Source organism: uncultured Tateyamaria sp. (assembly GCF_947497045.1).
Lineage (GTDB): Bacteria > Pseudomonadota > Alphaproteobacteria > Rhodobacterales > Rhodobacteraceae > Tateyamaria.
Map to the genome: position 1 here is coordinate 187,479 of NZ_CANMEU010000001.1, position 20,547 is coordinate 208,025.

A 20,547-nucleotide genomic window follows, 5' to 3' on the forward strand; every position below is an offset into this window, starting at 1 on the left:
TCTTACAATAGTTCAGATCAAAACATCACTGCGAACAGCATAAAGTGCACTTTAGTGCCAGTCCTAATTCCGAGAGACAGAGACGGGCTCGTTTTCCAGCCGCCAAAGCGTCTTGCAGAACTCAGCGGCGGCGCGGCCTACAACCAGCGGAAATGCCTCGTGGGGTGCATGATCAATCCCCTCCATCACAAGCGTCTCAACCGGTGCATAGGTGCGGTCCTCAACCTCTCGGACCTGCGCCAGAGTGCCATAGGGATCATCCGATCCTTGCACCACAAGCGCGGGAACACGCCAATGATCAATCACATCCGCCACGTTCCAATCTGCGAACTCGGGTGATGTCCAAACGTCATGCCATCCAAAAAACGCAACATCCGGATCGTTGTGGTGTCGGGCCAGACGCGGCTTCAGATCACTGTCGGTATATGCCGTTCTGGCCTCCACAATCGCACGCAGGCCGTCAGGCTCAGCAAAGAAATGGGGGGCGATCAGGATCAGCCCGCGCACCCGCACATCCGACACGGTCCCGGCGTAGATCCCAGCAATCGTGGCCCCGTCAGAATGACCCAACAAGACGCAACGCTCAACGCCCGCCGCATCCAACATGGGTCCCAGACAGTCAATCGCCTCGCGCGTCATGTAATCCGTTGGGCGCGGCAAGGCAGCCGCCGAGGATCGGCCATATCCAGCGCGCGAATAGGCCAACACGCCCATACCCGTCAGACTCGCGAGCTGCTCGGGCCAGTCACGCCACAGGCCGACGGATCCAAGGCCCTCGTGCAACATAACAAGGGTCGGGGCCCGCGTGGGCGGTGGCCCCCAACACGCGTATTCCAGCGTGTCAGCACCAATCGACACTGTGCCATCTGCCCATTTCATGCGTCGCCCTCTCGCAGCTTGAACCGTTGGATCTTGCCGGTTGCAGTTTTTGGCAGGGTGTCCACAAACTCGAACCAGCGGGGATATTTCCATTTGCCGATCAGGTCTTTGACATGCTCGCGCAGCGCATCCTCAAGCCCGTCCGGGGACGCACCCCGCGCCACAACAAATGCTTTGGGTTTTTCCAGATCATCATCGTCTCGTTGTGCAACGACTGCACATTCCAGCACCCCGGCGTGGCTGCTGATCGCCTGTTCCACCTCAAACGGGCTGACCCAAATCCCGGACACCTTGAACATATCATCGGTGCGCCCGCAGTAGATGTAGCGCCCATCAGCGCGCCGTTCGTATTTGTCGCCAGTGCGCGTCCATACGCCTTCAAAGGTGTCGCGTGTCTTGGCCCGTTGGTTCCAGTACCCTCCAGCAGCAGACGCACCGTTCACCAGCAACTCGCCCACGTCATCCACACCAACCTCTGCGCCATCCTCGTCCACAAGGCGTACCTCGTATCCCGGCACCGGCACACCTGACGTGCCATATTCCACATCCCCCGGCGCATTGCTGAGAAAGATGTGCAGCATTTCGGTTGACCCAACACCATCAAGGATCGGCACACCCATCATGCGCTGCCAACGGGTCCCAACATCTTGCGGCAGGGCTTCGCCCGCGGAAATGCAGACACGCAAGGGTACATCGGGCGGGCCTGTGTCCTCCATATGTGCGACCATAGCGGCGTACAGGGTGGGTACGCCGCAGAAAATCGTAGGCTGCTCCTGGCGCAGGATATCCACAACAGCATCCGGCGTGGGGCGTCCGTTGTAAATAACCGCCGTGGCCCCCACCGACATGGGAAATGTCATTGAATTGCCCAGCCCATAGGCAAAAAAGAACTTAGCGGCGGAAAATACTACATCGTCCGACCGCACACCCAATACTTGCGCCCCATAGGTGTCAGCCGTCGCGCGCATCGCGGAATGCACGTGATACACCCCTTTGGGCACCCCGGTTGATCCCGACGAATAAAGCCAAAATGCGGTTTCGTCATCGCTGGTCTCAACGGCAGGCAACGCGGTTTCACCTTTGGACATGAACGCCTCAAAGCTAAGACTGCCGGGACGCGCATCACCAATCACGATGATGGTCTTCAGATATGGGTTCCGGGCCAATGCCGGGGCCACGACCTCGAACAATTCGGATGACACTGCCAAAGCCGTTGCGCGGCAGTCTTGCAGGATCGCATCATAGATCGGGGTGGCCAGAAGCGTGTTGATCGGCACAGGGATCACGCCCGCCTTCATCGCGCCCCAGAACAGAATGGGAAATTCGATCTGATCAAGCACCAGTATCGCCAAGCGATCTTCGCGCGCGATGCCCTGCACCACCAGCGCGGCGGCTGCGCGCCCCGAGGCATCTGCCAACGCCCCGTATGTGAGGTTTCGCCCCGTACCGACCTCGCGGAAGGCCAGCGTTTCTGCGCGTCCTTCGCCCAGATGCCGATCTACGAAAAAGGTCGCTGCGTTAGCCACGTGCCCCTCCCAAAGCCCATAAACTGCTAAATAGTGCGCGCCGCAGTATCACGCCGCAACTCACGGAATCGAAATAGGCACTTTACTGCAATCCGAGCAAGCGCGCCGCATTATGCTTCAGGATGTCTGGACGAATCTCATCCTTGATGTCGATCCCCTCAAAGTCGGCCAGCCATCGTTCCGGCGTGATCATGGGCCAGTCCGATCCAAACAGCACCTTTTTGCACAGGATCGAATTGCAGTAGCGAACAAGGATGGGCGGAAAGTACTTGGGAGACCAGCCTGACAGATCAATATAGACGTTGGGCTTGTGCTGGGCGACGGCCAGCGCCTCTTCCTGCCAGGGAAAGGACGGATGGGCGAGGATGATCTTGAGGTCTGGAAAATCGACGGCCACATCATCCATATACATCGGGTTGGAATATTTCAGACGCATGCCATTGCCACCCTTCATCCCTGATCCAACCCCGGTCTGGCCAGTGTGGAACAGCGCAATTCCGCCCTCATCCTCAATCGCGCGATAAAGATCATATGCGATGCGATCATTGGGATAAAACCCCTGCATGGTCGGGTGAAACTTGAACCCCTTGATTCCAAACTCACGCATCAGGCGGCGGGCTTCGCGCACGCCCATCTTGCCCTTCCACGGATCAATGCTGGCAAAGGGGATCAACACATCCGCGTTTTCAGCCGCGATCTCGGCAACCTCTTCGTTGGCATAGCGGCGATAGCCCGTCTCGCGTTCCGCATCGACTGGAAAGATGACCGCCGCGATGTTTTGCGCCCGGTAGTGGGCGGCGGTTTCGGGCACCGTTGGCGGGTGTTTCCAAGGCGCGCGGAAATATTCGGCCATGGTCGATTGCAGCTCGTCATAGCCGTCGTCCGAATGACACCCGCACGGCTCTTCTGCGTGGGTGTGGATGTCGATGGCTCGAATGGAGTCCAGATCAATCATATGATGATGCTCGCAATGTCATTGTCGTCGTAAAGTCGGCTCACAAGATGTGCGCGCCGGTCAAGCAAACGGGCGAAATTGATATTGCCCTTGGCTGTCACTTCGCCCGCACCGATATCGGGTGGATCCGCCACGACAAGGGCCCGCGCGATGGTGCGTGCGGAGCCTGATGTCTTGGCATTCAAGGCCTCAATACGCTGTCGTATATTATGTGATGCTGCGCAGCATAACACATCCTGATCCCGCGTACCTTCACGCCCTTCGGCCCCCGGAACAATCAAAATTCCCACTTCATCCCGCCCATGGCCACAGATGATCACGTCTTGCGCGATACCCTGTAACGCTCCCAAAACCTCCAGCCGCAACGCGCTGGCTTTGACCCATGTCCCGGTGCCGAGCTTGAAGTCTTCGGACAGCCGCCCATCAAATTGCAGGCCCTTGTTCATATCGGTCAGATCGACAAAGCGCATGGCGTCACCTGTGATAAAATACCCTTCATCATCAAAGCATCGCGGGGTTTCGCGTTCATCCCGGTGGTAATTCTCAAACACGTTCGGCCCGCGAACACGCACATCCATCCGTCCGGTTCCATCATCCACCAGCTTGAGTGTGACACCCGGAAGTGGGACACCGACAATACCCGCACCACGCACCGGTTCGTGCTGCAACACCGCGGCAGGGGCCGTTTCGGTCAAACCCCAGCTCGACGTGATCAAGGGCATTCGGCCTGCCGTCTCCATCGCCATACGCTCCAGTCTTGACCACGTGCCCTGGGGCAATGATGCGCCGGCATAAAAGATCATATCCAGATCACGAAAATACGTCTCTCTCAGGCGCGCATCAGCGTCCATCGCATCGACCAGCTGTGCGAAACCAACAGGCACGTTGAACGAAATCGTACCCGAGATCAGGCTCAGATTTTCAATGGTCCGCCCGAACGCAGTGGGCAGTGGCTTGCCGTCGTCAATGTATAGGGACCCGCCATTGGCCAACACCAGATTGAAGTTGTGCGATCCACCAAACACATGATTCCACGGCAGCCAGTCGACCAAAACAGGCGGGCGGGCGGCGACAAACGGCAGGCATGTACGTATCTGTGTCTGATTGGCCGTCATCATCCCGTGGGTCGTGACGACAGCCTTCGGATCAGAGGTAGAGCCGGATGTGAGCAGCAGCTTGGCCGCCGTATTTGGCCCGACACCCGAATGTGCGGCATCCACATCTGCGGTGTGCCTCTTCAGTTCAGCCAATGCATCACCTGACAGCGTGGGGCACTCAAACAATGCCAGTGCTCGCGCAAATCCCTCACCCTTGGCAAAGACCAGCGCCGGACCAACCAGATCACGAATATATTCAAGGCGTGATTGAGCGGCGGGGATCAGGCTATATTGTTCGGCAACAGGCACGGTGACCAAGCCGACATATTGGGCCGCCAGCGACAGCAAGGCATGATCAATTGAATTGCCTGACAGGATCAAGATCGGGCCGTCCACCCCTCGCGCCAACAGCCCTGCCGCCAAAGATCGCACGCGCACCAGCGCGTTGCTATACGTCAGCGTTTGCCACCGATCACCCGAGCGCTCTGCCAGAAAGACAGCCCCCGGCGTCTCATGCGCCCAGTGATTCAACCATGCTCCTGTCGACGTCGCGACCCCCTCCAAGGGGTAGTCCGAACGCAGCAAGATCGAACCGTCTGAACGATCCTCGTGCGTGACCCGATGCGAAAGCAGATTCAGATGCGTTGTCATCCCTGCCCCTCTATCCGGGCCAGCGCCGCGTGAATGACCTCGATTTCCGCAGCATCCAAACCTTCCAACATACGACGATCATGCGCCTGCACCGCCGCCTGCGCGCGGTCATAAAGATGCCGTCCCGCCACTGTGGCAAAGACCGCATAGGCGCGGCGATCCTGCGGTGCAGATGCTCGCCGCACCCACCCTGCCTGTTCAAGCTGATCCAGATAAACGGCGACATTTGCGCGTTCAACTGACAGGGCCGTGGCCAATTGACTTGGGCGCAGACCGGGGTTTTCGACGATCAACGCAAGCGCGGAATAGGTCAGCATCCGCAAACCGAAGGGATCAAGCGTCCGGGTCAAATCCGCTTGCAGCACGTTGAAGGCCCGCTTCATCTTGTAACCAACAAAGGCGCGCAGGCTGGCGTCAGACACCTCTGTCACGGGCGTGGTCAGATCAGCGCGCGTGCTCATCGGAAGGACGGCGCACGTTTATCGAGAAAGGCCGCCAGCCCCTCGACCGCGTCAGGGCTGGTCTGGGCCAAGGCAGCGCACAGGCTTTCGACGAACAGCCCATCGCTGCGGGACATATCGTGAATACGCGCAACACCCTGGATCATCATGTAATTGGACAGCGCAGCGTTCTGGGCAATCTGCGCGGCGATCTCAAGCGCGCGGGACAGCGCCTCACCCGGACCGACCCCGTAATGCGCAAGGCCAAGGGCAACCGCATCATCCGTGCCGTATTTGCGGCCCGTCAGCATCATTTCCGTCATGCGATCGGCGCCCAGAATGCGGCCCACCCGGACTGTCGCACCGCCGCCGACAAAGATGCCCCGCCGCCCCTCGGGCAGCTGGAAAATACAGCCCGGTTCGGCGACCCGGACATGGGTCGAGGTGGCCAATTCCAGCCCGCCCCCGATCACCGCACCGCACAGCGCAGAGACAACCGGCAAGCCGCTCGATTGCACGCGATCCATCACCTCATGCCAGCCGCGCGAGTGGTGCATGGTCGCCTCAGCATCGCGGCTCACATGCTCGCTCAGATCCAGACCTGCGCAAAAATGCCCACCGGCACCGGTAATGACAGCGACTCGCACGCCTTCGGGTGGTGCGCGAAAAAACCCGTCAATTTCGGCCAGTAATCCATCAGACATGGCATTGCGCTTGTCCGGTCGGTTGAGGGTCAAAACGGCAATCGCCCCATCCACCTCAATTTTCAGATCACTGCCCACATTTTGTCCTTTGGTTATGTCACATAACTATCCAAACACGGATATGTCCGACCTGGCAAGCCTGCTGACGCGCCTAGGCGGGGATCAGGAACAGTGTGATGACCGGGAACATGACCAGCAAAACAACGCGCACAATGTCCGAACCGACAAAGAACAGAACGGCCTTATAGGTCTCGGTCATTGGCGTTTTGCGATCCATCGCATTGATAATGAACAGGTTCATACCGACGGGCGGTGTAATCAACCCTACCTCGACCACGATCAGCACAAGAATACCGAACCAGATCGCCACATGTTCGGGTGACATCCCGAAATCAAGGCCGGAGATGACGGGGAAAAAGATCGGCACCGTCAGCAGGATCATCGACAGACTGTCCATCACACAGCCGAACACCATGTAGAACACAAGGATCACGCTGAGGACCAGAACGGGCGTAAACCCCTGGGACAAAACGAAATCCGCCAACCATTGCGGCGCGCCCGACAGAGCCAGAAAGTTATTGTAGAGCGATGCGCCCAACACGATGAAAAAGATCATCGCCGTTGTTTTTGCCGTGCCGATCAGTGCCTCGCCCAGCACCCGCCACGTCAGATTTCCACCAACCAGCGCCACCAGCCCTGTGCCCGCCGCGCCGATGGCCGCGCCTTCGGTCGGGGTAAACCACCCGGCATAGATACCTCCGACGACCAGCGCAAAGATCGCCAAAACAGGCCAGGTTTCGCCCAACGCCTTCCACCGATCAGCCATTGGCACAGGGGGGCGGGTGCCTGCTGAATCGGGATACAGCCGTACATAGATCGAGATGGTGATCACATAGCCGATTGCCGCCAGAATGCCGGGGATGAAGGCCGCGAGGAACAGTTTCGCGATGTTCTGTTCAGTGATGATCGCATAGATCACAAGAATAACGGAAGGCGGGATCAGGATACCCAACGTGCCCCCCGCCGCCAAAGTCGCCGTCGAAAAGCCCCCTGAATAGCCATAGCGTTTCAGCTCCGGCAGCGCGACCCGCCCCATCGTGGCCGCCGTGGCGAGGGACGAGCCGCAGATCGCCCCGAACCCCGCACACGCCCCGACCGAGGCCATGGCGACACCGCCGCGCCGATGACCCAGAAACCCTTCAGCCGCTTTGAACAGCGCGCTCGACATCCCCGACAGCGTCGCGAATTGCCCCATCAGCAAGAACATCGGAATGATGGTTAACGAGTAATTGGAAAATGTGGTGTAGGTTTCGGATTTCAGTTTCGCAAGGATCGGGACAGGATTGCCGTTCATGGCAAACACCCACCCCAAAAGACCGCATAGAAACATCGCCAATCCGATGGGGGCACGCAGAAAAATCAGTCCCAACAGGATGGGAAATGACCAAAAGCCCAACTCAAGGCGGCTTAGTCCGATGAATTGAACAAGGTCTTTGATCCAGTCCATTGCGTTAACCTTCAGGCAGAATCATGCGGCCCGTGGCGGCCTCGATGATGCGGGCATAGGCGCAATAGATGGCCGTCAAACTGGCGATTGCGGCGGCGGCCACGCTGACGGCATAGGCCCACCAGACCGGGAATTGCAGGAACAGCGTCGTCTCGCCATTGCCAAGATACCGCTGCATCCCTTCATACAGCCGCAGGCTGATAAACACGATCACCAGTGCCAGCACGACCTCCCAAAAGGCGCGCAACCAACCCAACGGGCGGCGCGGCAGGGCGGAGGTGAACACATCAACCGTCGCGTGATTGCCGTAAAACTGACAAACGGGGAAGAAGGCAAAGATGGCAAAGGCGACCCCGGCTTCGGTCAGTTCGTAAGTGCCCTTGATCTCGTCCACGCCGCTGGCGATCAGTATCTGGCCCAGCCATCCTTCGCCCAGTGAATGACCCAGCTTGGACAACTCACGCCCGATAATCGAAAGGGTGGTAAGCAGGATAAGGACCAGCAGCACAAGCCCCCCAATCACAGCAGAGGCGCGAGCCAGCCATTTCACCAGATGGTGCATAAACGCCTCATTTTACTGAAATAAATAGGGCTGCATCCCATGTCGAAACGCAGCCCCGCAACGGCTCAGCCGTCATATGCGTCCATCAGGGCGCGGGCTTCGTCAATCAGCGCCTGACCGTCGATCCCCTTGCTTTCCATGTCGGCAACCCACTCGTCATAGATGGGCTGGGCCACCTCTTTCCACGCATCAAGATCGGCCCCGGAAACAGTTACGATGTTGTTGCCGCGATCCACCGCCGCCTGACGCGCAGGCCCATCAGAATCGGCCTGTGTACCACCGGCAAAGATGCTGAACTCAAGCCCTGAATTATCGTCGATAACCTTTTGCAGGTCCGCAGGCAGCCCCTCGTAGCGGTCCTTGTTCATCGCCAGAACGAAGGTCAGCGTATAAAGCGCATTGCCATCGAACTCGGTGTGGTTCTCGACCAGTTCCGGCACCTTGAGCGCGCCTGTCACTTCCCAAGGGATCGTGGTACCGTCGATCACCCCTTTGCTGAGGCCCTCGGGCACGGCGGGTACGGGCATGCCGACCGGGGTCGCGCCAAGCTTCTCCATCAGGTTGTTGACGGTGCGCGATCCGCCACGGATCTTGAGACCTGCCATATCGTCAGGTGTCTTGACCTCCTTGTTGACGTGGATCATGCCGGGGCCGTGGACCCATGTGCCAAGGATATGCACGTCCTTAAACTCGGTGTCTTTCATATGCTTTTCGAACATCTGCCAATAGGCCGACGACATGGCACGCGCGTCGCTCATCATAAAGGGCAGTTCGAAGACTTCGGTGCTGGGATAGCGGCCTGGCGTGTAGCCGACGACTGTCCAGACCACATCAGCCACCCCGTCAATGGCCTGATCCATCAGCTCGGGCGGGCTACCACCCAATTGCATCGACGGATAGCGATCGACCTTGATCCGGCCATCGGATGCCGCTTCGACATTGTCGGCCCACACATCCAAAACCAGTTTGGGCACATTGGCTTGCGCCGGCAGGAACTGGTGCAAGGACAGTGTGACCTCTTGGGCCTGTGCGGCACCACCAATCCCTGAGGCCAGCACGGCCGCCCCTACAAGGTTCAGAAATGATTTACGTGATACGGACATGAAATTCCTCCCTGTTCGGCCCGTCATGGGTGACGTGACTCGCTCTTCGGGAGAATTGTTATGCAACCCATCCAAAGCTGTCACGCGCCTTTGTAACTATTCTGCCGTGGCTCAGGCGCGGGGGTGCTGGGTATCAGGGTCATAGGGGCTACGTTCACAGACAACCGCGCGTACTTTTGTGCCGCAGATATCCACCTCAAGCGCCTGCCCCAAATGCGCCAGTTCAGGCTGCACAAAGGCATAGGCGATGTTCTTGTCCACCCGGTGCCCCCAATCGCCGGAGGTGACCGTGCCAACCACCTCAATCCCGACCATAACCGAGGCCCCGCCGTGAGCTGGCGCATCTGCTGCGTCGATCTGCAAGGAGACCAATTTCCGTTTCAGGCCAGCGGCTTGGCGCTTTTCTAAAGCCGCTTTGCCCACAAAGTCCTTGCCCATCTTCACAAACCGGTCCAGCCCGGTTTCAAAGGGGTCGAACTCGGTGATCAGATCCGCCTTCCAATGCAGGTAGCCTTTCTCCATTCGCATGGATTCGACCGCGCGCGCGCCAAACGGGCGCATCCCATGTGCCTCACCCGCCCCACGCAAAGCCAGGTAGGCCGCGTATAGCTGGTTGTTGGGTACGTGGATTTCATAGGCCAACTCACCAGAAAAGCTGACGGACATCACAACCGCCGGAGCAATCCCAACAAAGGCACGGCGCACCGACAGCCATGGGAACGCCGCTGCTGACCAATCCCCCCGACTGACCGCCGAAAGCACGTCGCGCGCCCTGGGGCCCGCCAGAACAAGGATCGTGTGGTCATTCGTCAGGGATTGCAGATGCACATCAAACCCGTCGGCATGTGTCATCAGCCAATCCATGTCGTGCCACTCCGCCGCCGCAGCAGAGCCGTACCACACCGGCCCACCGGGAACGTTGGCAACTGTCGCCTCGGCCTTGATGCACCCATGATCGTTCAGCAGATAACCCAAGCCGACTTTGCCCGGTTTCGTGCTCACCCGCCCACAGATCATGCGGTCGAGAAAGGCGTAGGTGTCCGGCCCGGTGATCTCGATCCGGTTGAAGCCGTTGACCTCTGTCAGACCCACGCCATTCTGTACGGCGTCGACCTCGCGGGCCACCACATCAAACGCCTCGTCAAAACCGAATCCATGGGTCACCGCAAAATCGGAGGCGGGCTTGAAATACTCCGCCCGTTCCCAGCCATTGACGACCGTGAATTCTGCACCTTCCGCCGCCAGGATCGGGGTCAAAGGTGTGGTTTTCATCGGGCGGCCCGCGGGGCGATGTTCATGGGGGAAATGAAAGCGGAATTCGTTCTGGTAATCCTCGATCGCTTTGAGGGCGGTAAGCTCCACATTGGCATGGCCCGTGAACCGGCGCGGATCAATCACCCATGTGTCATAGCACGCCTCGCCATGCACGATCTGTTGGGCCAGCAGCCACCCGTGACCGCCCCCCTCGCCCAGGCCCGCGCGCAGCCCGATGATACAGAATGCATTCCGCTTGCCGGGGATGGGCCCGACCAAGGGCGCGCCGTCGATAGTGTAAGTGATCGGGCCATTCACCACCGTATGCACACCAGCCTCCAGCAGCGCGGGCATCCGGGCAAAAGCCCCCTCAAGCACATCCGTCACACGGTCCAGATCGTCGGGGCACAGCGCATTGGCAAAGTCAGGCGAAATCCCGTCCATGCTCCATGTCTTGCAATCCTGCTCATAGAACCCAAGCAGCAGCCCGTTCTTTTCCTGACGGCAATAGTAGTCGCTGATCGGACAGCGCAGCAGAGGCATCCGGTGCCCAGCATCGCGGATCGCGGGGATATCTTCGGTCAGGAAATACTGGTGCTCCATCGACATGACGGGGTGATGAACGCCCATCATCTCGCCCACCTCGTTCACCCGGTATCCACAGGCATTTACCACCACCTCACAGTCGATGTCCCCCTTGGTGGTGTGCACGGTCCAACCATCGTCCTTGTGCTGGGTCAGACCGGTCACCGCTGTGTGGCGATACACCTCCGCCCCAGCCTTGCGCGCGCGCCGCGCGAGGGCCTGACACAGTTGGGCGGGATCAATGTCCCCATCCAGCGGGTCCCACAATCCACCAATCAGGTTGTCGGTCGAGATCAGCGGATGACGGCGCGCACATTCGGCGGCATCCAGCACTTCGAGATGCACATCCATCCCGCGCGCCATGGACGCAAAGTGGCGGTAGCCGTCCATCTGCGCCTCGGTGTTGGCCAAACGAATGCCCCCATCGGCGTGGTGGTAATTGATCGGATAGTCGGGGTCATCAGCCAATTCTTTGTAAAGGTTGATCGAGTGGGTCTTGAGCCCCACCATCGTCTGGTTCATCCCGAAATTCGTGACCTGAGCGGCGGAATGCCATGTGGTCCCGCTGGTCAGTTCGTCACGCTCCACCAGCACCACGTCGGACCACCCCTCTTGGGTCAGATGATACAAGGTCGAGCAGCCTGCAATACCACCGCCAATGACAACTGCGCGGGTCTGAGATTTCATGGTTCACCTTTGGATTTCCGGAACTGTTCGCACAATGGGGGCAAGGCCGCACAGGTCAATTCAACCCGCCCATCTTCATTGTTCTGAAAATACTCATTTGCGAACGTCGAATTCACAACGCACGGCTTGCACAGGTGCGCGGGCCAGAACCCTGTTAGGACCGTATCACATCCAACCCCTCGCCGCGCCGGGCGCAGCACCCGCAAAACCGCCCGTGCAGCCGGACCCCCGATAAACCCCGCACCGCCCGGTCAAACCGGCGGACAGTACAAACCCCTGAACGATCCCGAAATGCGCGGCATCTATGACACGGCCCTGCGGCTACTCGCGGAGTTGGGGATGGGGGAGGTGCCCGACCGCTTGCGCAAAACCCGTAAAGGGGCCGGGGCGCAGAGCCTTGAAAACGGGCGGATCGCTCCACCCCGGCACCTGGTCGAGGACGCGATCACAGAGGGCCCCAAGACCTTTCCCTTGCATGGTCGCGATCCCAATCGCACCATCGAGGTCGGCGGAGACGTGGTACATTTCGGCACCGGGGGTGCCGCCGTCCGGACGCTGGACCGTCAAAGCCGCCTCTACCGCCCCTCGACACTCGACATCAACACCGCCTAAGCGCTGATGCGGGGGACGACCAAGCCGGTCGCGACCGCCTTTACACTGGCTGAACATGTTGCCCCCATTGTGGGCATGTTCGACATGATCGCGGGTGGCGATAGTGCGTTCGCCAAGCGCCCTTTTGTAAAGGCGCATATCAGCCTCGTGATCTCGCCCATGCGCTTTGGCGCAGATGTGATCGAAACGGTGAATGAGTGCCTCACCCGCAACACCCCCCTGTCCTGCATCACTGCCGCTCAGGCTGGCGCAACCGCGCCCGTGACGTTGGCCGGATTCCTCGCCCAATCACTTGCCGAAAACTTGGCCAGTCTGGTGATGGTGCATGCCACCAAACCGGGCCACCCGATGGTCTTTTCGAACTGGCCCTTGGTCATCGACCTGCGCACCGGAGCATTTGCGGGTGGCGGCGGCGAAATCGCGGTGCTGAAGGCGGCGCACTCAGCGCATGGGATCGCGCGAGTGAATGCGTGTACGAAATCCTTGCAACGCATCAACCGACCTATATCAATGCCAAGACGGATACCAAACTGCGCGATATGTTTGATATCCGACACCCCTAAGCCCGAGGAAGCATGACCGTCTCAGACACGACCGAAATGATCGCCGGAATGACCCCAGTGCTGTTGTCCGGGCGGTGGGTCTATTGCACCCAGACCGACACCGACAAGGCCACCGCACACGCCGCGCAGGCCCTTGCCATCATCCGCGAGGCGGAAGGGGTGACGCTGATCCTGCCGCAAGACGTGGCGCGAACCCACGGCTATGACGCGACCCTGCCGATGCGCCAGATCACGCTGAACGTGTTTTCGGATTTGGAGGGTGTGGGTCTGACGGCCGCCGTGGCGCAGGCGCTGACGGACGAAAACATCTCGTGCAACGTGGTGGCCGCCTATCACCACGATCATGTGTTCGTGCCCGAACAGGACGCAGAGCGTGCGATGGCCGCGCTGGTTGCAGCGCAGCAGGCTGCACAGCTCGATTGAGAGAAGGTAGTGGTGGCTGGGGGAGACTTGCAACTCCAGACGCAGCGTGGCCGCGCAGCGGACGCGCGTACGTCGGGCCAAGGACGGAAGTGGGTGCTATCAAGAAAACCAGACGGTAAGTGGTGGTGGCGTGGGGGAGACTTGAACTCCCGACCTATCGATTATGAGTCGATCGCTCTAACCAACTGAGCTACCGCGCCATGGAGGCGTGACCTATGGCAGGGTGCCGGAGTCGTCAAGCCACAAAACCAAACTAGCCTGCCCGCACCGTTTCAATCATCAACGTCACATTTTCCGGGTCCGCATCCGGGGTGATCCCATGGCCCAGATTAAAGATGTGGGGACCGTTCGAAAATGCCTTCACGATTGCGCGGGTTTCATCCACCAATGCCTGCCCGCCCGTGACCATGTGGGACGAGGCCAGATTGCCCTGCACACAGCCATGTTTCTGCACATGCGCAGCCGCCCAATCGGGTGAAACCGAATTGTCGAGCGCGACACAATCCACACCTGTTGCCGCATGAAAGCCGACATATCCGTCGCCCGCTTCACGTGGGAAGCCGATCACAGGAATATGGGGATAGCGGGCCTTGAGGGCCGTCGTGATCTCGGCACAGGGGGCTACGGCATATTTCTGAAACGCATCACCTTTCAGCGAGCCAGCCCAACTGTCGAAAATCTTAACCACTTCGGCGCCTGCCTCGATCTGCGCAGACAGGTATTCGATTGTGGCGGCGGTAATCCGCTCCAGCAGGGCCTCGAACAACGCCACATTGCCCTCACGCAGTGCATGTGCGGGGCCCTGGTCCGGCGTGCCCTGACCTGCGATCATATAGGTCGCGACCGTCCACGGTGCGCCCGCAAAACCAATCAGCGTGGTTTCGGCAGGCAGTTCGCGGCGCAAGATCTTTACCGTCTCGTAAATCGGGTTCAGCGTGTCATGGATGGCTTCAACCGGCTTCAGCACATCAAAATCGGACTGGGACGTGATAGTCGACAGGCGCGGCCCCTCACCTGTGACAAACCACAAATCCGCCCCCAAGGCCTGCGGCACCAGCAAGATGTCGGCAAACAGAATCGCGGCGTCAAAGCCATAGCGGCGGATAGGCTGCAACGTAACTTCGGCCGCCAATTCGGGGTTATAGCACAAGGACAGAAAATCACCTGCCTGCGCCCGCGTGGCCTTGTATTCGGGCAAATACCGGCCCGCCTGACGCATCATCCAGATGGGCGGCGTGGGCAAGGTTTCTCCGGCCAGAGACCGTAAAATCGTTTTGGTTTGAACCGCATCTTTCATCGTGCACAGCCCTTAGCTTTGTGTTTCTAGTTGTCAACATAAGTTGACACACCTAAAAGATAAACCCATGACAATACGCCTTCCCAGCCCGACCGCACCACTCAAGATCGGCACACGCGGATCGCCCCTGGCTTTGGCCCAGGCCTACGAGACCCGGGCCCGGTTGGGACAGGCATTTGATCTGCCCCAAGACGCGTTCGAGATCGTGATCATCAAGGTCACCGGCGACGCCATTCAGGACCGCCCGCTCAAGGATATCGGCGGCAAGGGGCTGTTCACCCGTGAGATCGAAGAGGACCTTTTGGCCGGCAAGATCGACATCGCGGTCCACTCGATGAAGGATATGCCGACGATCCAGCCCGATGGGCTGATCCTTGATGTCTATCTGCCGCGCGAGGATGTGCGAGACGCGTTCATCTCGCCCACGCTCAGCGGAATTGCAGGCCTGGCACAAGGCGCAACCGTCGGCACCTCCTCACTGCGCCGCCGCGCGCAGTTGCTGCACAAACGACCCGACCTGAAGGTGGTCGAATTTCGCGGCAACGTCCAAACCCGGCTGAAAAAACTGGACCAAGGCGTGGCGGAGTGCACCTTCCTCGCCTGCGCGGGCTTGAACCGTCTGTCGATGTCGGACGTGCCCGCAACGCCCGTCGATCCGGACGACATGCTGCCTGCTGTCGCCCAAGGAGCCATCGGGATCGAACGGCGCATGGACGACACCAACACAGCCGATCTGCTGGCCGCCATTCACGACACGCCAACAGGCCAAAGGCTCGCTGCCGAGCGACGCTTCCTGCTGACGCTCGATGGGTCCTGCGAAACCCCGATCGCAGGTCTGGCCAAGCTTGATGCAGGCACGCTTACACTCACAGGCGAAGTGCTGCGCCCGGATGGATCAGAGGCGATCTCTGACACCCGCAGCGGTCCTATTGCAGATGGCGCGGACATGGGCGTTGATCTGGCCAATGATCTGCTCAAACGCGCAGGCCCCGCATTCTTCGACTGGCACTAGCCCTTCCTTTCGCCAAAAATACCTCGGGGGGCCGCAGGCCGTGGCAGCGCCCCTCCAGCCTCAGACTTGACGCACCCCGTCCTCGGCGCCCACATTGGCAGGGACGAAAGGATGTGGCCATGACCCCGGGCAAAGCCTACCTGAGCTCTCAAGACATTCACCTCCTCGCTGCGCGCTCCGATGTGGCAGGCACCCTTCTGGTGCTGCATTGTTGGGGGATCATTGCAGGTGCAATCGGGCTGTTCGCGCTCTGGCCCAACCCGTTCACAGCGATCCTTGCGATTATGCTGATCGGATCGCGCCAACTTGGTCTGGCCATTTTGATGCACGAAGCGGCGCATAATGCACTGTTCAAAACACGCATGCTGAACGAATTTGTCGGCACATGGTTGTGTGGCTGGCCCATCATGGCCGACCTCAAGGCCTATCGACACTATCACCTGGCACATCACCGCCACACCCAAACCGACAAGGATCCTGATCTGGTCCTCAGCCAGAATTTCCCGACAAGCAAAGCCTCACTGAAACGCAAATTCACCCGTGACCTCACAGGGCAAACCGGGGCGAAACAACTTTACAGCCAGATTATGACCTTTGTCCGGCTGGCAGGCGACGATGACGCCATCGAGGCCGCCAAGGGGGACGCTGCCCAGGCTTTCAAATCAAACACGATCTACACCGCATTTCCGGTGTTCTTCGGGATCGCGTTGGCGATCAGCCTGATCGGGCAATGGTGGTGGGGGATCATGTTCTGGATTGTGCCCTACCTCACATGGTTCCAATTCGTGCTGCGGGTGCGCAACATCGCCGAACATGGGGCAACCGAGATGTCGCAGGACCCGCTGCGCAACGTACGCACAACCCATGCCGGACCCATAGCAAAGACATTCATTGCGCCCTATTGGGTGAATTATCACCTTGAGCATCACATGATCATGCACGTGCCGTGCTGGCGCCTACCACGCATGCATGCACTGTTGATCGATAAGGGGTTAAAGAGGCAGATGAACGTCGCCCCCAGCTACCGTGCAGCACTGGTTGAGGCCGGATGGACCTGACACGCAAGCTCACAAGCGACGACCACGACGCGGCACTCGCACTCTACCGCACCTTGGTGGGGGATCAGGAGATCGACACCTCCAAGACCCGATTTGCAACGCTTCTTGCCCACCCCGGAACCGCGCTGATCGGTGCCGATCATGCGGGCACTCTCAGCGCCATGCTGACCCTGCACATCCTGCCTAACATCACCCAAAATGGGCGGCCCTATGCGTTGATCGAAAACGTGGTCACTGCACGTCCGGTCCGCGGTCGAGGACTGGGGCGGGCCGTGATGTCGGCGGCCATTCAACGCGCATGGGATGCGGATGCCTATAAAATCATGCTGCTGACCGGGCAGGACAGCACCACCAAGGGCTTTTACACTGCACTCGGATTTCTTGATGATCAAAAGCACGGACTACAACTGCGTCGGGTGCCGCCACGCGCGCCTTGAAAGGGTCGGTGGGTGGGCGTCTTTCGGGCGCACGCCCGGAACAGTCCCACCCACCGATCAGACCCACTTGGCCAGGGGGGGCAGGCTCATCAGAACCGCATTGGCATCATGGCCGGTTTCCAAACCAAATTTCGTCCCGCGATCATAGACCAGATTGTACTCGGCATAGAGACCGCGATGCACCAGTTGCGCATCCTTGTCGGCATCATCCCATGGCCGCACGCGGCGTTTCTCCACCAAGGGCACATAAGCTGGCAAAAAAGCACGGCCAATATCCTGGGTCAGGGCAAAGTCGGCCTCCCAATCACCGGTGCACAGGTCATCCATAAAAATGCCACCCACACCACGGGCGCGGTTACGGTGCGGAATATAGAAATACTCGTCCGCCCAGGCCTTGAGCCTGGGGTAGTGATCAACCCCGTGCGGGTCCAGATGCGCCTTTTGCTGCGCATGGAAGTGGGCCGTGTCCTCGTCATACTCAAGGCAGGGGTTCAAATCCGACCCGCCCCCGAACCACCACGCATGGGGGGTCCAGAACATGCGGGTGTTCATATGGACAGCCGGGCAATGCGGGTTCTGCATATGTGCCACCAGCGAGATACCGGCCGCCCAGAACCGTGGATCATCCTTCATGCCCGGAATGCCTTTGCGCGCGGCCATCGCCCCCTGCGCCCGTTCACCGAGCGTGCCATAAACGGTCGAGATATTCACGCCGACCTTTTCAAACACCCGGCCTCCGCGCATGACGCTCATCAAACCGCCACCGGCATCCGATCCGTCATCCGAGGTGCGCTTCGTTTCGGTCACCTCAAACGCACCCGGTGTGGCGTCCGCCATCGGACCGTCCGAGTGGCTTGCCTCCAAGCCCTCGAATGCGGCCACGATGTCGTCGCGCAACTGCCGGAACCACGCCGCCGCGCGCGCCTTCTGAGTGTCGAAATGTTCGGTCATGCAAACTGTCCTGCTAGGTTGACAGTTTTTTAGCCCAAGGCGCACGCAATGGCCAAGGAAGAAATCCGTCGGATCAGTGCGCGGGGGCGTCAACAGGATCAAGCAGGCTGCGTCCCCCATCGACCGTCATCACATCCCCTGTGACAAAGCCCGATCCGTCCGACGCCAGAAACTGAACCGCATCCACCAGCTCCTTGGGGCTGGCGATCCGGTGCAGCGGCGTGCGGCTTTCAATCTCGTCGCGCCAATCCGGGTTATCCCCGATGGACGATTGAAGCGAGGCCGACATCACTGACCCGAACGCAACCGCGTTCACCCGGATGCGGTGGGGGGCCAGGGCCAGCGCCATCGACCGGGTCATCTGCTCAAGCCCGGCGGCAGCAATGGAATATCCCAGCAACTCGGGCCGGGTCTGATGCGCGGCAATCGAGCTGAGGTTGATGATTGAACCAACGCCTGCATCCCCCTCGCGCCCATTCGCCTGTTTGATCATGCGTCGCGCGACCTGTTGGCTCAGACGCAGGGCGGTCATCAGGTTCTGATCAATCAGCGTCTCGACCGAAGTGTCTTCGGGGTTCAGCGCATCCGTTTCCATCACTTGCCGCGACGCATTGACCAGAATATCGACCTGCTCGAAGGCATCGATTGTGGCTGATACCAGATTGGCAATCGTCAACCGCTGGCGCAAATCCCCTGCGAAATAGCGGATATTGCCCTCTTCCGCGACGTCGCCCAATTCTTCAACAAGGCGCTTCTCGTCCATATCGGCGCACATCACATTGGCCCCGCGATCCGCAAAATTGCGCGCGATGGCAAGGCCAATGCCATTGGCGGCCCCCGTCACAATTGCCGTCTTGCCCGAGATCGAAAATGACATCGCTTATCCCCGTATCCGTTTTGGTCGTTCGGCCCGCACCAGTTTGAACCGCGCATCGCCGTCCAGATCAACCACTTTGGCAAAGCTGGCGGCCAGCGTGTCCTCATAAGGCAGGTGGCGATTGGCAACCATCCACAACGCACCATGCGGTTTCAAAACACGGGCTGCGGCCTGAATAAAGGCGCGTCCCAACGACGGGTCCGCCGTGCGACCTGTGTGAAAGGGCGGGTTCATCACAACCATGTCGACCAGATCATCCGGCTTCCATGTGGTCGCATCAGCCCAGTGAAACTGCGCGCGCGGGTCCGTCACATTGTGGCGCGCGCATTGCAGCGCCATATCGTGCGCCTCGACCAGATGCACAGCCTTGACGTCGCGGGTCAGAACGTGGGCGGACAGATAGCCCCACCCGGCCCCAAGGTCCGCCACCGTGCCGGTCATCTTCTCGGGCAACGCGGCCACCAGTAGGGCAGATGCAGGGTCGATCCCGTCCGCGGAAAACACCCCCGGCGCGGTCCAGAACCCATCGGGGTGCAATTCTGGGCCAGCCGCCCAATCGCTGAAATCCGCGCCACCTCGAGTCCAGTAAATCTTGCCATGCGCTTTCGAGATGGGGGCGGATACGTCAGCCCGCGCGCGCAAAGCCTTCAGCATCGAATCGCTGCCATCTGTCTTTTGTCCATCGATCAGGACCCACCCATCAGTGGCCCTCATCGCGGCGGCAAGCACCGCCTGCGCCTCGGCCCGCGCGCGGGTCAGGCACACCACCGAAGCTGCAAATCGGATATCGGCGGGAAAGGCGGCAGCAACCTCAAACCCGCGCGCCTCGAACGCTGTGCACACGGTTGCCATTGGCGAAATCACCAAGACCCGCGCAGGCGGCAAGGCCGACAGATCCGCGTCCACGCTCGGATGCAGCACCGCAATGGGGCCATCACTTGCAAGCTCAACAGCTGCAAGCGCCAATGGCAGGCGATCACCGATCACGTGATTATTCTTCTTTTTCCATGGTGCATTGCAGCGGATGCTGATGGCGGCGGGCATAATCCATCACCTGCGCCACCTTGGTTTCCGCAATTTCGTGGCTGAACACCCCCACCACGGCCAAACCCTTTTTGTGGACGGTCAGCATGATTTCGAAGGCCTGGGCGTGGTTCAGACCAAAGAACCGTTCCAGCACATGCACGACGAACTCCATCGGAGTGTAGTCGTCATTCAGCAACATCACCTTATACAAGGGCGGCCGTTTGGTTTTCGGTTTGGTATCCGTGAGGACATCTGCATCGCCATCGTCATTTGACGGGCCTGCCATCATATGTACGTCCGAATGCATCAGCGTCCTCATTAAACCTAGAATCCTGTGGTGA

19 protein-coding genes, 1 tRNA gene and 1 pseudogene are annotated in these 20,547 nt (G+C 59.6%); 5 read left to right on the top strand and 16 right to left on the bottom strand.

The window, feature by feature from the left end; genetic code table 11:
* Positions 1-63 precede the first annotated feature (63 nt).
* The 10 genes from Q0859_RS01095 to Q0859_RS01140 form a co-directional block, all read right to left on the bottom strand.
* The gene (locus Q0859_RS01095) at positions 64-879 is read right to left on the bottom strand and encodes an alpha/beta hydrolase (protein ID WP_299147000.1); all 816 of its coding nucleotides are present in this window, start codon (positions 877-879) and stop codon (positions 64-66) included.
* Positions 876-2,405: a benzoate-CoA ligase family protein gene (locus Q0859_RS01100; protein ID WP_299147001.1), complete on the bottom strand. Its 1,530-nt coding sequence runs from the start codon at positions 2,403-2,405 to the stop codon at positions 876-878. The genes Q0859_RS01095 and Q0859_RS01100 overlap by 4 nt, the downstream gene beginning before the upstream one ends.
* A gap of 82 nt (positions 2,406-2,487) precedes the next feature.
* A complete protein-coding gene (locus Q0859_RS01105) occupies positions 2,488-3,360 on the bottom strand; it encodes an amidohydrolase family protein (RefSeq protein ID WP_299147002.1) in 873 nt (290 codons plus the stop codon).
* Positions 3,357-5,108, bottom strand: a complete 1,752-nt coding sequence (locus Q0859_RS01110) for an AMP-binding protein (protein WP_299147003.1) — start codon at positions 5,106-5,108, stop codon at positions 3,357-3,359. Before Q0859_RS01110 ends, Q0859_RS01105 begins: the two co-directional genes overlap by 4 nt.
* Positions 5,105-5,569, bottom strand: coding sequence for a MarR family transcriptional regulator (locus Q0859_RS01115; protein ID WP_299147004.1), 465 nt, complete (start codon positions 5,567-5,569; stop codon positions 5,105-5,107). Before Q0859_RS01115 ends, Q0859_RS01110 begins: the two co-directional genes overlap by 4 nt.
* A complete protein-coding gene (locus Q0859_RS01120; protein ID WP_299147006.1) occupies positions 5,566-6,330 on the bottom strand; it encodes a crotonase/enoyl-CoA hydratase family protein in 765 nt (254 codons plus the stop codon). The genes Q0859_RS01115 and Q0859_RS01120 overlap by 4 nt, the downstream gene beginning before the upstream one ends.
* Before the next feature lie 73 nt (positions 6,331-6,403).
* Positions 6,404-7,759 carry a TRAP transporter large permease gene (locus Q0859_RS01125; protein WP_299147007.1) on the bottom strand — a complete coding sequence of 452 codons (1,356 nt, stop codon included), beginning with the start codon at positions 7,757-7,759 and terminating at the stop codon, positions 6,404-6,406.
* Positions 7,760-7,763: 4 nt separating this feature from the next.
* Positions 7,764-8,321, bottom strand: a complete 558-nt coding sequence (locus tag Q0859_RS01130) for a TRAP transporter small permease (protein WP_299147008.1) — start codon at positions 8,319-8,321, stop codon at positions 7,764-7,766.
* Between the two features lie 65 nt (positions 8,322-8,386).
* Positions 8,387-9,424 (bottom strand): TRAP transporter substrate-binding protein, encoded by a 1,038-nt coding sequence (locus Q0859_RS01135; RefSeq protein WP_299147009.1) that lies wholly within the window; start codon positions 9,422-9,424, stop codon positions 8,387-8,389.
* Positions 9,425-9,535: 111 nt separating this feature from the next.
* Positions 9,536-11,950, bottom strand: a complete 2,415-nt coding sequence (locus Q0859_RS01140; protein WP_299147010.1) for an FAD-dependent oxidoreductase — start codon at positions 11,948-11,950, stop codon at positions 9,536-9,538.
* 126 nt (positions 11,951-12,076) lie between these two features.
* Between Q0859_RS01140 and Q0859_RS01145 the strand changes: the two are divergent.
* Both Q0859_RS01145 and Q0859_RS01150 read left to right on the top strand, forming a co-directional pair.
* Positions 12,077-13,141 (top strand): annotated as a pseudogene (locus Q0859_RS01145) (trimethylamine methyltransferase family protein).
* Positions 13,138-13,548, top strand: a complete 411-nt coding sequence (locus Q0859_RS01150) for an ACT domain-containing protein (protein WP_299147011.1) — start codon at positions 13,138-13,140, stop codon at positions 13,546-13,548. Before Q0859_RS01145 ends, Q0859_RS01150 begins: the two are co-directional and overlap by 4 nt.
* Before the next feature lie 123 nt (positions 13,549-13,671).
* Here Q0859_RS01150 and Q0859_RS01155 read toward each other — a convergent pair.
* Both Q0859_RS01155 and hemE read right to left on the bottom strand, forming a co-directional pair.
* Positions 13,672-13,748: transfer RNA gene (locus Q0859_RS01155), tRNA-Met, on the bottom strand.
* A gap of 53 nt (positions 13,749-13,801) precedes the next feature.
* On the bottom strand, positions 13,802-14,845 hold the full coding sequence (gene hemE / locus Q0859_RS01160) for a uroporphyrinogen decarboxylase (RefSeq protein WP_299147012.1): 1,044 nt from the start codon (positions 14,843-14,845) through the stop codon (positions 13,802-13,804).
* 67 nt (positions 14,846-14,912) lie between these two features.
* Between hemE and hemC the strand changes: the two genes are divergently transcribed.
* The 3 genes from hemC to Q0859_RS01175 all read left to right on the top strand — a co-directional run bounded on the left by hemC (position 14,913) and on the right by Q0859_RS01175 (position 17,352).
* Positions 14,913-15,857 (top strand): hydroxymethylbilane synthase, encoded by a 945-nt coding sequence (gene hemC, locus Q0859_RS01165; protein ID WP_299147013.1) that lies wholly within the window; start codon positions 14,913-14,915, stop codon positions 15,855-15,857.
* Between the two features lie 119 nt (positions 15,858-15,976).
* The gene (locus tag Q0859_RS01170; RefSeq protein WP_299147014.1) at positions 15,977-16,915 is read left to right on the top strand and encodes a fatty acid desaturase family protein; all 939 of its coding nucleotides are present in this window, start codon (positions 15,977-15,979) and stop codon (positions 16,913-16,915) included.
* Entirely contained in the window at positions 16,906-17,352 is a 447-nt protein-coding gene (locus tag Q0859_RS01175; RefSeq protein ID WP_299147015.1) for a GNAT family N-acetyltransferase, read from the top strand. Before Q0859_RS01170 ends, Q0859_RS01175 begins: the two co-directional genes overlap by 10 nt.
* A gap of 57 nt (positions 17,353-17,409) precedes the next feature.
* Here the strand turns inward: Q0859_RS01175 and hemF are convergent, their stop codons facing one another.
* The 4 genes from hemF to clpS all read right to left on the bottom strand — a co-directional run bounded on the left by hemF (position 17,410) and on the right by clpS (position 20,513).
* Positions 17,410-18,303, bottom strand: a complete 894-nt coding sequence (gene hemF / locus Q0859_RS01180) for an oxygen-dependent coproporphyrinogen oxidase (protein ID WP_299147016.1) — start codon at positions 18,301-18,303, stop codon at positions 17,410-17,412.
* A gap of 73 nt (positions 18,304-18,376) precedes the next feature.
* Positions 18,377-19,180, bottom strand: coding sequence for an SDR family oxidoreductase (locus Q0859_RS01185; protein ID WP_299147017.1), 804 nt, complete (start codon positions 19,178-19,180; stop codon positions 18,377-18,379).
* Between the two features lie 3 nt (positions 19,181-19,183).
* Entirely contained in the window at positions 19,184-20,224 is a 1,041-nt protein-coding gene (locus tag Q0859_RS01190) for a methyltransferase (RefSeq protein WP_299147018.1), read from the bottom strand.
* Positions 20,172-20,513 carry an ATP-dependent Clp protease adapter ClpS gene (gene clpS / locus Q0859_RS01195; RefSeq protein WP_299147507.1) on the bottom strand — a complete coding sequence of 114 codons (342 nt, stop codon included), beginning with the start codon at positions 20,511-20,513 and terminating at the stop codon, positions 20,172-20,174. Before clpS ends, Q0859_RS01190 begins: the two co-directional genes overlap by 53 nt.
* Between the last annotated feature and the right edge of the window lie 34 nt (positions 20,514-20,547).

What these genes read in the sequence shown, in the direction of transcription:
- Q0859_RS01095 (WP_299147000.1), bottom strand. Translation starts at nt 879, where the DNA reads ATGAAATGGGCAGATGGCACAGTGTCGATTGGTGCTGACACGCTGGAA.
- Q0859_RS01105 (WP_299147002.1), bottom strand. Translation starts at nt 3,360, where the DNA reads ATGATTGATCTGGACTCCATTCGAGCCATCGACATCCACACCCACGCA.
- Q0859_RS01110 (WP_299147003.1), bottom strand. Translation starts at nt 5,108, where the DNA reads ATGACAACGCATCTGAATCTGCTTTCGCATCGGGTCACGCACGAGGAT.
- Q0859_RS01115 (WP_299147004.1), bottom strand. Translation starts at nt 5,569, where the DNA reads ATGAGCACGCGCGCTGATCTGACCACGCCCGTGACAGAGGTGTCTGAC.
- Q0859_RS01125 (WP_299147007.1), bottom strand. Translation starts at nt 7,759, where the DNA reads ATGGACTGGATCAAAGACCTTGTTCAATTCATCGGACTAAGCCGCCTT.
- Q0859_RS01130 (WP_299147008.1), bottom strand. Translation starts at nt 8,321, where the DNA reads ATGCACCATCTGGTGAAATGGCTGGCTCGCGCCTCTGCTGTGATTGGG.
- Q0859_RS01135 (WP_299147009.1), bottom strand. Translation starts at nt 9,424, where the DNA reads ATGTCCGTATCACGTAAATCATTTCTGAACCTTGTAGGGGCGGCCGTG.
- Q0859_RS01140 (WP_299147010.1), bottom strand. Translation starts at nt 11,950, where the DNA reads ATGAAATCTCAGACCCGCGCAGTTGTCATTGGCGGTGGTATTGCAGGC.
- Q0859_RS01150 (WP_299147011.1), top strand. Translation starts at nt 13,138, where the DNA reads ATGACCGTCTCAGACACGACCGAAATGATCGCCGGAATGACCCCAGTG.
- hemE (WP_299147012.1), bottom strand. Translation starts at nt 14,845, where the DNA reads ATGAAAGATGCGGTTCAAACCAAAACGATTTTACGGTCTCTGGCCGGA.
- hemC (WP_299147013.1), top strand. Translation starts at nt 14,913, where the DNA reads ATGACAATACGCCTTCCCAGCCCGACCGCACCACTCAAGATCGGCACA.
- Q0859_RS01170 (WP_299147014.1), top strand. Translation starts at nt 15,977, where the DNA reads ATGACCCCGGGCAAAGCCTACCTGAGCTCTCAAGACATTCACCTCCTC.
- Q0859_RS01175 (WP_299147015.1), top strand. Translation starts at nt 16,906, where the DNA reads ATGGACCTGACACGCAAGCTCACAAGCGACGACCACGACGCGGCACTC.
- hemF (WP_299147016.1), bottom strand. Translation starts at nt 18,303, where the DNA reads ATGACCGAACATTTCGACACTCAGAAGGCGCGCGCGGCGGCGTGGTTC.
- Q0859_RS01185 (WP_299147017.1), bottom strand. Translation starts at nt 19,180, where the DNA reads ATGTCATTTTCGATCTCGGGCAAGACGGCAATTGTGACGGGGGCCGCC.
- Q0859_RS01190 (WP_299147018.1), bottom strand. Translation starts at nt 20,224, where the DNA reads ATGCCCGCCGCCATCAGCATCCGCTGCAATGCACCATGGAAAAAGAAG.
- clpS (WP_299147507.1), bottom strand. Translation starts at nt 20,513, where the DNA reads ATGCATTCGGACGTACATATGATGGCAGGCCCGTCAAATGACGATGGC.